Origin of the sequence: Streptomyces gottesmaniae (assembly GCF_031845845.1) — a bacterium.
In the GTDB taxonomy this organism is placed as follows: Bacteria; Actinomycetota; Actinomycetes; order Streptomycetales; family Streptomycetaceae; genus Streptomyces; species Streptomyces akebiae.
This window is the reverse complement of record NZ_JAVRFJ010000008.1, coordinates 97,589-110,315: the sequence shown is the minus strand read 5'-3', so window position 1 is coordinate 110,315 and position 12,727 is coordinate 97,589. Positions and strand designations below refer to the sequence as shown.

Annotated in this window: 12 protein-coding genes; 8 read left to right on the top strand and 4 right to left on the bottom strand. The window is 71.9% G+C overall.

Going from position 1 to position 12,727, the window contains the following annotated elements:
• Positions 1–5 precede the first annotated feature (5 nt).
• The 4 genes from RM704_RS11760 to RM704_RS11745 all read left to right on the top strand — a co-directional run bounded on the left by RM704_RS11760 (position 6) and on the right by RM704_RS11745 (position 3,141).
• The gene (locus RM704_RS11760) at positions 6–560 is read left to right on the top strand and encodes a DUF5134 domain-containing protein (protein WP_033527541.1); all 555 of its coding nucleotides are present in this window, start codon (positions 6–8) and stop codon (positions 558–560) included.
• Positions 561–650: 90 nt separating this feature from the next.
• Entirely contained in the window at positions 651–1,592 is a 942-nt protein-coding gene (locus RM704_RS11755; RefSeq protein WP_033527540.1) for a M56 family metallopeptidase, read from the top strand.
• Between the two features lie 134 nt (positions 1,593–1,726).
• Positions 1,727–2,410 (top strand): phosphatase PAP2 family protein, encoded by a 684-nt coding sequence (locus RM704_RS11750; protein ID WP_033527539.1) that lies wholly within the window; start codon positions 1,727–1,729, stop codon positions 2,408–2,410.
• Positions 2,411–2,442: 32 nt separating this feature from the next.
• Entirely contained in the window at positions 2,443–3,141 is a 699-nt protein-coding gene (locus tag RM704_RS11745) for an HAD family hydrolase (RefSeq protein WP_033527538.1), read from the top strand.
• Between the two features lie 330 nt (positions 3,142–3,471).
• Here RM704_RS11745 and RM704_RS11740 read toward each other — a convergent pair whose 3' ends face one another.
• Entirely contained in the window at positions 3,472–4,983 is a 1,512-nt protein-coding gene (locus RM704_RS11740; protein ID WP_033527537.1) for an LVIVD repeat-containing protein, read from the bottom strand.
• A gap of 194 nt (positions 4,984–5,177) precedes the next feature.
• On the opposite strand from RM704_RS11740, the gene RM704_RS11735 reads away from it, so the two are divergent.
• Positions 5,178–5,843: a DUF305 domain-containing protein gene (locus tag RM704_RS11735; protein WP_033527536.1), complete on the top strand. Its 666-nt coding sequence runs from the start codon at positions 5,178–5,180 to the stop codon at positions 5,841–5,843.
• A 54-nt stretch (positions 5,844–5,897) separates the two neighbouring features.
• Here the strand turns inward: RM704_RS11735 and RM704_RS11730 are convergent, their stop codons facing one another.
• On the bottom strand, positions 5,898–6,374 hold the full coding sequence (locus RM704_RS11730; protein WP_033527560.1) for a DUF6214 family protein: 477 nt from the start codon (positions 6,372–6,374) through the stop codon (positions 5,898–5,900).
• A gap of 228 nt (positions 6,375–6,602) precedes the next feature.
• Between RM704_RS11730 and RM704_RS11725 the strand changes: the two genes are divergently transcribed.
• Positions 6,603–7,955 (top strand): FAD-dependent oxidoreductase, encoded by a 1,353-nt coding sequence (locus tag RM704_RS11725; protein ID WP_033527535.1) that lies wholly within the window; start codon positions 6,603–6,605, stop codon positions 7,953–7,955.
• 180 nt (positions 7,956–8,135) lie between these two features.
• On the top strand, positions 8,136–9,524 hold the full coding sequence (locus RM704_RS11720; RefSeq protein ID WP_033527534.1) for a nucleobase:cation symporter-2 family protein: 1,389 nt from the start codon (positions 8,136–8,138) through the stop codon (positions 9,522–9,524).
• On the opposite strand, the gene RM704_RS11715 is transcribed toward RM704_RS11720, so the two are convergent.
• A complete protein-coding gene (locus tag RM704_RS11715; RefSeq protein WP_033527533.1) occupies positions 9,444–9,797 on the bottom strand; it encodes an ArsR/SmtB family transcription factor in 354 nt (117 codons plus the stop codon). The two genes, RM704_RS11720 and RM704_RS11715, sit on opposite strands and share 81 nt — an antisense overlap.
• 143 nt (positions 9,798–9,940) lie before the next feature.
• On the opposite strand from RM704_RS11715, the gene RM704_RS11710 reads away from it, so the two are divergent.
• On the top strand, positions 9,941–11,020 hold the full coding sequence (locus RM704_RS11710; protein WP_033527532.1) for an NADH:flavin oxidoreductase/NADH oxidase: 1,080 nt from the start codon (positions 9,941–9,943) through the stop codon (positions 11,018–11,020).
• Between the two features lie 43 nt (positions 11,021–11,063).
• On the opposite strand, the gene RM704_RS11705 is transcribed toward RM704_RS11710, so the two are convergent.
• On the bottom strand, positions 11,064–12,368 hold the full coding sequence (locus tag RM704_RS11705; protein ID WP_033527559.1) for an SGNH/GDSL hydrolase family protein: 1,305 nt from the start codon (positions 12,366–12,368) through the stop codon (positions 11,064–11,066).
• Between the last annotated feature and the right edge of the window lie 359 nt (positions 12,369–12,727).

Genomic DNA, 12,727 nt, shown 5'->3' with positions numbered 1-12,727 from the left:
GCGCGGTGCACGGACCGGTTTCGGCCGGCTGGCTGCTGGTCGCGCTGTGCGCGGTGACCGGGGGGTACTGCCTGCTGCGGATGCGCAGCGCCGTGGAGGAGCAGCGGCGCGCCGCCGGCGGCGAGGCCCTGATGGGGTTCGGCATGGCGGCGATGGCCGTGCCCGCCGCGGCCGTGACTCCCCCGCGCTGGGCCTGGCTGGTCTACACGCTCGTCTTCGGCGCGGCCGCGGTGCGCGCGCTGTGGGCGGCCCGCGCGGGCGCGGCCCATCTGCACCACCTGGTGGGCGCCCTGGCGATGGTCTACATGGCCGCCGTCATGGCCGTCGCGCCGGGCGGCGGTCACGGCGGCACGGGACTGCCCCTGGTGACGGGAGCTCTGCTGGTGTATTTCGCCGGCTACGTGGTGTGGGCGGGTGTGCGGCTCATGCCCGTACCGGCCGCCGTCGGGACGGGGGTTCGGGCCGGGGGCGTGACGGGGTGGGGCGACCGGCCGGAGCTGGCGCGGGCCTGCCGGCTGTCCATGGGCATCGGGATGTTCGCCATGCTGCTGACGGTCTGAACGACCCCGCCCCCGACCGGTCGTGGTCTGCGTCACTTCGGTGGCTCGGCCCGTGTCGCCGTGCACCGGCGCACTCATAGGCTGCGCCTCATGATGGTCCCCGCGGCGTTGTTGCTGCTCGGCGCCCTGACCTCCGTCGTCGCCCCGCGGCTGCTGGCCCGCGCCGAGTGGCCGGACCGTGAACCGGTGGTCGCCCTGTGGGTGTGGCAGTGCGTGGTGGCGGCCGTGCTGCTGTGCTGCGCGCTGTCCATGGCGCTGAGCGCGGCCGCGGCGTGGACGGTGGTGCGCGGGCGGGTGTTCGCGCCCGCGCCGCAGGGCGTCGTGGAGGCGTACGCGCTGGACAGCGGGGGCTCCTGGGCCGTGGCCACCACCGTGGCGCTCGCGTGCGGCGGGCTGTGGACCGGGACGATGCTGGTCCGCGAGGTCCTCCGGGCCCGGCGGCAGCGTCGCCGCCGCCATGCCGAACTCCGGCTGCGCGCGCCGCTGTTGCCCGGTGAGGAGCCGGACGGCGACCGGCTGGTCGTGGTCGAGGGCGAGCGTCCGGACGCCTGGTGGCTGCCCGGCCCCGCACCCCGACTGGTCATCACCACGGCCGCGTTGCGCCGGCTCGAGGGGCGGCAGGTGGACGCGGTGGTCGCCCATGAGCAGGGGCACGCGCGGGCGCGGCACCACTGGTTGCTGCACTGTTCGGCGGCGCTCGCGGGCGGGTTCCCCCGGGTTCCGGTGTTCGCCGCGTTCCGCGACGAGATGCACCGGCTGGTCGAACTCGCCGCCGACGACACGGCCTCCCGTCGTCACGGCCGTCTCACCATCGCCCTCGCCCTCGTCGGCCTCAACGAGGACCGGGGGGTGTTCGGGCCCTGTCCGGCCCCCGAGGACCATGTGCCGCAGCGGGTCAGCCGGTTGCTCGTGCCCCCGGAACGCCTCACGCCGGCACACCGGCTGCGGCTGACCGCGTACGCCGCGCTGGTACCTGCCGTACCGGTCTTGGTGGCTTTCTTCCCCGGGTTGCGGGCACTCGGTAGGTCGTGACATGGCAAAGAAGGGATCAAGACAACCCCAAGGACAACGTGCGGCGCGACGGCTTTGCTCCGGTCGCGGCGCGTGACAGTGATCTCACGCCTCGGCATTGGCACCAGGCCCCGGGAGTCGGCCAGGATCGCTGTATGCACACCCCCACCGTCGACTCGCCGCCCCACCGGCCGTCGACCGACCGCTCCGTCCGCGCCGTCGCGGCCTTCGCGGCGCCCACCGTTCTCCTGCTCGTCCTGGTCGCGATCTCGTGGTCTCCGCTCATGTCGCTGGACGGGAGCATCGCGAACACCACGCACGGATGGGCCGTCGACGAACCGGGCGTCACCCACGCGTTCCGCATCCTGACCGACTGGGTCTGGGACCCGGTGACGATGCGTCTGCTGGTGGCCGCCGTCGCGATCTGGCTGGTGTGGCGTCACCGGGAATGGTGGCTCGCCCTCTGGCTGGCGATCACCTGCGCGGCGGGCACGGCGCTGCAGCAGGCGTTGAAGGCGGCCGTCGGCCGGGAACGGCCGGCCTGGCCCGACCCTGTCGACTCGGCCCACTACGCCGCGTATCCGTCGGGCCACGCCATGACGGCCACGATCGTCCTCGGGCTGCTGGTGTGGCTGCTGCACCTGTACGGCGCCGGTCGTGTCGTCGTGCGCACGGCCGTGGCGGTGACCGTCGTCTCCGTCGTGGGCGTCGGGCTGACCCGGATCTGGCTGGGTGTGCACTGGGCGTCGGACGTGCTGGGCGGCTGGCTGCTGGGCGGTCTGACGATCGCGCTGGCGGTGCTCGCGTACGAGCGGTGGGGAGCGCCGAGGCGTACTTGACCGGGTGCGTGCCGCCACGAAGGATCGACGGCATGACGGTCAAAGGAGTGCTGTTCGACTTCTCCGGGACGCTCTTCCGCGTGGAGTCCACCGAGGCATGGCTCCGCGCGGCCCTCACCGACTCCTCGCTCACCCTGCCCGAGGCGGAGTTGGTCCGGGCGGCCGAGGAACTGGAGCGTGCGGGCGCCCTGCCGGGCGGCGCCGTCCCGGCGGAGGCCCCGACCGGCGAACTGGCCGGCCTGTGGGCGCTGCGGGACCGCAGCGCCCAGGAGCACCGGGCCGCCTTTACGGGGCTCTCCCGTCGGGTGACACTCCCCGCCCCGGCGCTCCACGACGCGCTGTACGACCGCCACATGACACCGTCGGCGTGGAGCCCCTACCCGGACACCGCCGACGTGCTCGCGGCCCTGCGGCACCGCGGGGTGGCCGTCGGTGTGGTGAGCAACATCGGCTGGGACCTGCGGCCGGTGTTCCGCGCGCACGGCCTCGACCCGTACGTCGACACGTACGTGTTGTCGTACGAGCACGGCGTGCAGAAGCCGGACCCGCGACTGTTCGCGCTCGCCTGCGCGGAACTCGGTGTCGACGCGCGGGACACCCTGATGGTGGGCGACGACCGCCGGGCCGACGGCGGTGCGGCGGCGCTGGGGTGCGGGGTCCACTTCGTGGACCATCTGCCCGTCGCGGAGCGGCCGGACGGATTACGGCGCGTCCTGGATCTGCTGGACTGAGGTGGCGTCGGCTGGACTGAGGTGGCGTCGGCCGCTGCCCCGGTGACGGGCCTCGCGTCCGGGTGCCGCGCGCCGGACCGGTCGTTCGTCGCCGCCGGACGTCCGTCCCGGACCGTCCCCCGTGCGGCCCGGGACGAACTGCGGCAGGGCGGGCACACATGGGGTGGCCGCCCGGAAGCGCTGAGTATAGTTCGCCGTTCGTCGGTCGACGCGGGAGTTGCAGGATGTCCTCGCTCGGCGCCCCGGCCGATGAGAAGGCCGGGAGCGCGGTGTCCCGCCGGTCCCCGAAGGGCCCGGCGGGACGGGTGACTTGCCTGCCTCGCGGTACGGCTACCAGTCGAAGTCGAAGTAGTCCGGCTGCGTCTGGACGTTGAGCTCACTCTGGTGGACCCACTTGGCCGGGTCGGTCCGGCGGTCGTTGATCTTCAGGACGTCGAAGCCCTTCACCATGTCGTTCGAGTAGATGTAACCGTTGTAGTAGTACGCCGACCAGGAGCCGCCGCCCACCAGGGTGGTGGTGGAGATCGGACCGCGTTCGAAGTACGCGATCTCCTTGGGCTTCGAGGAGTCGGTGAAGTCCCAGACGGAGACACCGCCCTGGTACCACGCCTGGACCATGATGTCCTTGCCCTTGACCGGGATCAGCGAGCCGTTGTGGGCGACGCAGTTCTCGGTGTCGGCCTGGTGACGGGGGATCTTGTAGTAGCTCTTGAAGACGAGCTTGCGCTTGTCGCCCTTGCCGACGATGTCGTAGATGCCGTCGGCCCCGCGGTCCGGTCCGATCGCCGCGTTGCAGGTGGCCGCGCCGCCGCCGCCCAACTCGTCGGTGAAGACGACCTTGTTCGCCTTCTGGTTGAAGGTGGCCGAGTGCCAGAACGCGAAGTTCACGTTGTCCTGGACCTGGTCGATGACCTTCGGGTTCTCCGGGTCCTTGATGGAGAACAGGATGCCGTCGCCCATGCACGCGCCGGCGGCCAGGTCCTTGGACGGCAGCACCGTGATGTCGTGGCAGCCGGTGGTCTTCGAGACGCCGGGGTTCGTGGGTGAACCCGGGTTGCCGCCGCCGTCCGGACCGTCACCGGGGAACAGGACCGGGAAGCCCACCACGGCCGCCTTCTCCGGGGACTTGCGCGGCACCTTGATGACCGAGATGCCGTCGTGCGGCGGCTGGCAGTCGGGGAAGGCGGCGTTCGGCGAGTACGAGGAGACGTAGACGTAGACGTTCCTGCGCTCGGGCACCAGGGTGTGGGTGTGCGAGCCGCAGGCCGTCTCCACGGCTGCGACGTACTTCGGGTTGGCCTTGTCGCTGATGTCGAAGATCTTGAGGCCCTCCCACGACGACTTCTCGGTCGCGGGCTGCGTGGTGCTGTTGCAGGAGTTGTCGCTGCGCGAGGAGTCGGTCGACAGGAAGAGCAGGTTCCCGGAGACGGAGATGTCGTTCTGCGAGCCCGGGCAGAGCACCTGGGCGACCGTCTTCGGCGCCTTGGGGTTGCTGATGTCGAAGACGCGGAAGCCGTCGTAGTTGCCGGCGTAGGCGTACTTGCCCTGGAAGGCGAGGTCCGAGTTGGTGCCCGGCAGCGCCTCCTTGGGGATGTTGGTCAGATGCTGGATGTTGGCGGAGTGGACGATCTCGTCCTGGCCGGGGATCTCGCCGGCGGCTATCGCCTCCCTCGCCTCGGCGGCATCGCTCTTGGACACCTTCTCCCGCACGCCGGGAGAGTCCCCGGGATCGGGGGTCGCGGCCGCCGGTCCGGCGGTGAGTAACGCGGCCAGGAGACCGGCCGCAGTCGCGGCGACCCCCAGACGTCTGCGCCGCGTCCGAAGGTTGTTCAACAGGGTCACTGTGTCCTCCCTTGTGGCCGTTCGCAGTTGAACGGTTCGAGCACCTCCGCAGTATCGTCTGCATCATGCACAGATCAACAGACGGCAATGCATTTGTAACGAACAAATTTGATCAACCGCACGCGAAAGCATGTTAGGAACGTTCGTCAACACTCACGAGGTGTACGCCCGTTGCTGTGTCCCAGGAGGTCACTGTGCTCGTTCGCCGCACATCCCGCGCACCGCTGGTCACGACCTCACTGACGGTCGCTCTGCTGGTGCTCGCGGGCTGCGACTCGGGGTCCGAGGCGGCTCCCGACGGCGGTTCGGACAAGTCGAGCGGGCCGGCGGTGATCGCGCCCGGGAAACCCGGTGAGACGGCTCAGACCCTCTCGCCGGAAGAGGTCGAGAAGCAGCGAACGGAGGACGACTCTCCGAATTCCGCGGACTTCGACTACGCGCGCATGATGATCCAGCACCACACCCAGGCCCTGGAGATGACCGAACTCGCCGCCGACCACGCGAAGTCGACCCAGGTGAAGCGGATCGCCGAGCGCATCTCGGCCGCCCAGAAGCCGGAGATCGACGCCATGGAGGGCTGGCTGAAGGCCAACGACGCCGACGAGCGGGAGACTTCGCACGACCACGCGAAGATGCCCGGCATGGCGACGGCGGCACAGCTGAAGGAACTCGGCACGCTCGACGGGGAGAAGTTCGACCGGATGTTCCTGAAGCTGATGATCACCCATCACGAGGGGGCGGTCACCATGGCCACGGATGTGAAGGCACAGGGCAACAACATCCTGATCGAGGAGATGGCGGACGACGTGATCGCGCAGCAGACCACGGAGATCAGCCGGATGCGCGATCTGACGCAGTAGCCGACCGCCCGCCCCTCGGCCTCCTCACCCCGCCCTCGGCCCAGGGCCCAGGGCTCAGCGGCGGGCGTGACGGGGGCCGAGGAGGCCCTCGTCACGCGCCCCGGCGATCAGCCGAAGCGCCTTGCGGCGGCTGTGCCCGGTCGCGCACATCACCGCGAGGACCGGGTCGTAGCCGCACCGCTGCGCCGCGAGATACTCCTCGGCCGCCAGCCGCCGCCCCTCCACACCGCGCGGCCACGGGGGCCGGGCCCGCCGCCCGGACCCGGACGAGGTCTCCGACGGCTCCTCCTCGACGAGGTCGGGCACCGGGCCGCACGCCGCGGACAGCGGTCCCTCGATCCAGTCGGCGAGCTCCGCCAGGTCGTCCAGGGACAGCGGCGGCTGCGCGCGCACGTCCTCCAGCGACAGCCGGCCCTCGCAGACCACGGCGAGGACCTCGACCCCGGCACCGTCCGGGAAGGAGAGCCGTGCGTCGTACCAGGCCGTGGCGCCGTCGTGCTCCTGTACTTCCCACGCGGGCCGCACGGACACCGCGCCGTCCTGCCAGTGGCGGTCGGAGAGATTGAGAAAGGATGCTTCCAGCACCTACGCAACGTAAACGCATGATCACATTCTCTGCGCACAGCCACGCGTACCGGGGGCACGCGGCACCCCGACGGCGCAGCATCCCGCCCTCCCGCCGCCGCACCCCTCCCCCGGCGGGCCCGGCGGTGGGATCCTTGAGGCATCAGCGAATCTCCTCGCGTAAGGAGTTCCGCCGTGCTGCGAGTCGCCGTCATCGGTTCGGGGCCGAGCGGGTGCTACACCGCCCAGAGCCTCGTCCAGCAGGACCCGGGGGTGCTCGTCGACGTGCTGGACCGGCTGCCGTGCCCGTACGGCCTGGTGCGCTACGGGGTGGCCCCGGACCACGAGAAGATCAAGTCGCTCCAGAACAACCTGCGGACGGTGCTGGAACACGAGCGGGTGCGGTTCCTCGGCGGCGTCCGGGTGGGCGCGGACGGGGTGCCCGTCGCCCGCCTGCGGGAGCTGTACCACGCCGTCGTGTACTGCGTCGGCGCCGCCGGTGACAGACGGCTCGGCATCCCGGGCGAGGAGCTGCGCGGCAGCTGGTCGGCGACCGAGTTCGTCTCCTGGTACAGCGCGCACCCGGACGCGCCGGTCGCCGGCTTCCTCGCGGGGGCGCGGGCCGCCGTCGTCATCGGGGTGGGCAACGTCGCGGTGGACGTCACCCGGATGCTCGCGCGCGGAGCGGGCGAGCTGACTCCCACCGACATGCCCCAGGCGGCCCTGGACTCCCTCGCCGCCAGCGCCGTCACCCACGTGCACATGGTGGGCCGCCGGGGCCCCTCCCAGGCACGGTTCACCACCAAGGAGCTGCGCGAGCTGAACACTCTCCCGGACACGCAAGTGAGCGTGGATCCCGCCGAGTTGGCACTCGATCCGGCGTACGTCGACCCGTCACTCCTCCCCGCCGCCCAGCGCCGCAACGTCGAGGTCCTGCGCGGCTGGGCCACCGCCCCCGCACCGGCCGGCCGTCACCGCATCCGGCTGCGCTTCTTCCTGCGCCCCGTCGAGCTCCTCGCCGACGCCGACGGCGACCACGTCCGCGGGGTACGTCTGGAGCGCACGGAACCCGACGGCCACGGCGGGGTGAGCGGCACCGGGCAGTACGAGGAGATCGAGGCCCAACTCGTCCTCCGCTCCGTCGGCTACCGAGGCGTCCCGGTCGACGGCCTCCCCTTCGACCCGGCCCACGGGACGGTCCCGCACACGGCCGGACGCGTGCTCCGTGAGGGGGTGCCCTCGCCTGGCGAGTACGTGGCCGGCTGGATCAAGCGCGGCCCGACCGGAGTGATCGGCACCAACCGCCCCTGCGCCAAGGAGACGGCGACCTCGCTGCTGCAGGACGCGCCGCGGCTGGCGAGGAGGAGCCTCCCGGACGATCCGGCGAGAGCCCTGCGCGCACAGGGCTGCACACCCATCGAATGGTCCGGCTGGCAGGCGATCGAGAGGGCGGAGGCGGCCCTGGGCGCGTCCCTGGGCAGAGGCGTGGTCAAACTCCCTGACTGGCAGTCCCTGATGAGCGCCGCACACCAGGACGCCGCCCCCTAGGGCCCTGGGCGACGGCGGGAAACCGCGCGATCGATCCCCGTCGGCCCGCGCCTCCCTCTCGACCAGGCAATACCTCGAACAGGCAATACCTCGAACAGGCAACACCTCGTACGGGCAGCACCTCATACAGGCAACACCCCTGAAATCAACAAACTGTTCAAGCCCTCTAGGGTCTCGTCCATGGCATCCACCACCCCCACCCACCCCGTGGACGAAGTACCCCCCACCCGTCACCTCCTCGCCTTCGGCCTCCAGCACGTCCTCGCCATGTACGCGGGCGCGGTCGCCGTCCCCCTCATCGTCGGCGGCGCCCTGCGCCTGCCACCCGCGGACCTGGCCTATCTGATAACCGCCGACCTGCTCGTGTGCGGCATCGCGACCCTGATCCAGTGCGTCGGCGTATGGCGCTTCGGTGTCCGGCTCCCGATCATGCAGGGCTGTACGTTCGCCGCCGTCTCCCCCATGGTGCTGATCGGGACGGAGGGCGGTGGCCTTCCCGCGATCTACGGCTCGGTGATCGTGGCCGGCCTGGCGATCATGCTGCTGGCCCCGGTGTTCGGGCGACTCCTCCGCTTCTTTCCACCGCTCGTCACCGGCACCGTCATCCTGATCATCGGCCTCTCCCTCCTGCCGGTGGCCGGCAACTGGGCGGCCGGCGGTGCGGGCGCGGCGGACTTCGGCGCGCCCGGGAATCTCGCCCTGGCGGCGTTCGTGCTGCTCGTCGTGGTCGGCGTGCAGCGTTTCGCTCCGGTGTTCCTCAGCCGGATCGCCGTGCTGATCGGCATCGTCGTGGGGCTCGCGGTCGCCGTCCCGTTGGGGTTCACGGACTTCGGCGCGGTGCGGGACGCCGACTGGCTCGGCGTCAGCACGCCGTTCCACTTCGGGGCGCCCGCGTTCCACCTCTCCGCGATCCTGTCCATGCTGGTGGTGGCGCTGGTGACGATGACCGAGACCACCGGCGACCTGATCGCGGTGGGCGAGCTGACCGGTCGCGAGGTCGAGCCCCGCTCCCTCGCCGACGGGCTCCGCGCGGACGGCTTCTCCACGGTCCTCGGCGGTGTCTTCAACACCTTCCCGTACACGGCGTACGCGCAGAACGTCGGCCTGGTCGGGATGACCCGGGTGCGCAGCCGCTGGGTCGTCGCGGCGGCGGGCGGGATCCTCGTCCTGCTCGGTCTGCTGCCCAAGCTCGGCGCCGTGGTGGCCGCGATCCCGGCGCCGGTGCTCGGCGGCGCGGGCCTGGTCATGTTCGGCACGGTCGCCGCGAGTGGTCTGCGCACCCTCGCCCGGGTGGAGTTCAGGGGCAACGACAACCTGACGGTCGTGGCCGTCTCGGTGGCCGTGGGACTGCTGCCGGTCGGGGTGCCGACGGTCTACGCGGAGTTCCCCGAGTGGTTCCGGACGGTGATGAACAGCGGTATCAGCGCGGGCTGCCTGACGGCGATCGCACTGAACCTGCTCTTCAACCACCTTCGGGCGAGGGCCGGTTCAGCCGGCGCCGAGGCGGGCGGCCTCCCGGGCGGCGGCGTCGACGAGGGTGTCGAGGAGCCCCGGGAAAAGGCCGTCTAGGTCGTCCCGGCGCAGACCGTTCATCTTGGCCGTGCCCCGGTAGACCTGCCGGACCACCCCGCTCTCGCGCAGCACCCGGAAATGGTGGGTGGACGTGGACTTGGTGACCGGCAGGTCGAAGTACGAGCAGGCGAGCTCGTCGCCGTCGGAGGCGAGCTCGCGCACGATGCGCAGCCGCATGGGGTCGGAGAGCGCGTGCAGCACGGACTCCAGCCGGATCTCCTCACGTGTCGGGTGCGGGAGGTCGCGGCTGCTGACGGCGGGCGAGGTCACGGCGGCTCCACTGCGTCGGTCCTTCAAGGGACCTTCATTGTACGAGGCCCATCGTAGTTTGACATCCGCCGTACTACGATGCCTATCGTACGACCTGTCCACCGTCCGTCCCGTGACGGCATCCCGTGACGATTGGAGTCGCCGTGAGCGCGCTGTTCGAGCCCTACCGCCTGCGTGAACTGACCATCCCGAACCGGGTGTGGATGCCCCCGATGTGCCAGTACTCGGCCGCGCCGGAGGGCCCCGGGGCGGGCGCCCCGAACGACTGGCACTTCGCGCACTACGCGGCGCGCGCCACCGGCGGCACCGGCCTGATCATCGTCGAGGCGACCGCCGTGTCCCCGGAGGGCCGCATCTCGCCGTACGACCTCGGCCTCTGGAACGACACCCAGGTCGAGGCGTTCCGCCGGATCACCGGGTTCCTGAAGGGGCAGGGGACGGTGCCTGCCGTGCAGCTCGCGCACGCGGGACGCAAGGCCTCGACCGATCTGCCCTGGCAGGGCGGGGCGCCGGTCGGCGCGGACGCGCACGGCTGGCAGCCGGTCGCGCCCAGCGCGCTGGCCTTCGACGAACGGCACCCGGTACCCGACGAGTTGACCGTCGATCAGATCCGTGCGGTCGTCGGGCAGTTCGCGGAGGCGGCCCGGCGGGCACTGGCCGCCGGGTTCGAGGTCGCCGAGATCCACGGCGCCCACGGCTATCTCATCAACGAGTTCATCTCCCCGCACTCCAACCGTCGCACCGACTCCTACGGCGGCTCGTACGAGAACCGGATCCGTTTCGCGCTCGAAGTCGTCGACGCGGTACGGGAGGTGTGGCCGGCGGACAAGCCGCTGTTCTTCCGGGTCTCCGCCACCGAGTGGCTGGAGCAGGGCGGCTGGACCGCCGACGACACGGTCCGACTGGCCGCCGAGCTGAAGGCGCACGGCGTGGACCTGCTGGACGTCTCCACGGGCGGCAACGCCTCCGGGGTCCACATCCCCGTCGGCCCCGGCTACCAGGTGCCCTTCGCCGCCCGGGTCAGGAACGAGAGCGCGCTGCCCGTCGCCGCGGTCGGCCTGATCACAGAGGCCGAGCAGGCCGAGAAGATCCTCGCCAACGGCGAGGCCGACGCGGTCCTGCTCGGCCGGGAACTGCTCCGCAGCCCCTCCTGGGCCCGGCAGGCGGCCCGTGAGCTCGGGGGCGAGGTACGCGTTCCCGAGCAGTACCACCGCTCGGTCTAGGCGGAGTGGGGGCGCCGGGACGGGTGGGCGCCCCCCGTACCGGTCAGCCCCGCCGGAGCAGACCGGCCGGGACCGCTTCGGCCAGGATCCGGTAGCCCTCCGGGTTGAGGTGCAGCCAGTCGCCGTCGTGGAGGCCGGGGAGCAGGCGACTCGGGTCGTCCGGGTCGCGGACCGCGCGGTCGAAGTCGAGGACGGCGTCGAAGCGGCCGCTGGTGCGGATCCAGGTGTTGACGGCCTGCCGCGCGGCCTCGCGGTGTCCGGCGGCGTCGTCGTAGGGGGTGTTGCCGCCGAAGGGCAGCAGGGTGGCGCCGTACACGCGGATGCCCTGGGCGTGGGCGCGGACGATGATCTGCTCGTAGGCGGCGACGAGGTCGGCGGTCACACGCTGCTGGGCGTCGGGAGTGGCCGCGGCGGTGCCCAGGTCGTTGACACCCTCGAAGACGATCAACTGCTCGACGGCGCTGTGGGCCAGGATGTCGCGGTCCAGCCGGGCGAGGGCGTTGGGACCGAGGCCGTCGTTGAGGACACGGTTTCCGCCGGCCGCCTGGTTCACCACGGCGATGTGCCGGGTGCCGGGCCGCTGCTGGAGGCGGTCGAAGAGCTGGTCGGGCCAGCGGTCGTTGCCGTTGGTGGTGGAGCCCCGGCCGTCGGTGAGCGAGTCACCGAGGACGGCGACGGCGGTCGTGGCGGGCCGGGACAGCACCTCGACATCGCTGAGCAGGTACCAGTGGTTGGTCGGGGTCGCGCCGGGCAGATCCGCGTCCTCGGTGTGGTCACCGTGGACCAGGTACGAGGTGGTGCGGGAGCCGGGGTGCGAGGTGAGGGCGAGGGAGGCCTGGCCCTCCGCCAGGTACGCCGTCACGGTCAGGTTGGTGCCCGGCCGCAGCGTGAAGTCCAGCGGGTCGGACACGACCTGGGCGCCCACCGGAACGGTCGTGGATCCGCTCCCGCTGAACGTCACCGGACGCGACGAGCCCGGTTCGATCGCGCCGACCCCCGCCCGACCGCCCAGCGGCAGCGCCACCGTCACGGCGGTCAGGGGCAGCGCGCCACCGCCGAAGGCGTTGGAGAAGCGCAGCCGGACGCGGTCGCCGCCGGTGGTGACGCGCACGGTCTGCCGCAGGGTGGTGTCGACCAGCACGGCCCGGTCCCCGGTGAACGGCGCCGGCGGCATGTTGCCCGGCTCGGTGAGCTGCGGCATCGCGGACCAGGTGTTCACCCAGTGCCGGGCTGCCGTCGCCGTGTCGCCCGTGCCGGTGCCGTCCGTCCGGTGCGGGTCCCTGACCAGGGCGACCAGAGCGGACGAGGCCACCACGAGGGCCAGGGCGAGGACACAGACGGCGAGCACGGTCGCGAGCGGCGCCCGGCCGGACGGCCGTGCGGGCTGGGGACTGTCGATCGGGTGCAAGGACGGTGCCTCTCTGGGTAGGGGGTGGTGGCGTGGGCCGGCAGGCGGAGATCGGGTGGGCCGGGAGGGCACATGTGCCGCCCGGACCACGCCGTCCCGGAGACACGCCGCCCGGACCCGCGCCGTCCCGGAGACACGCCGCACGCACGCCGTCCCGGACGTACGCATGGCCGGCGTGCGCCCGCGGGACAGTCCGGGCGGGAGGCGGTCCGGGCCGGAGAGCCGGTCGAACCCACCGGGCGGACGGGGCGGCGGGTCGGCGGATCGGCGGATCGGCGGATCGGCGGATCGGCGGATCG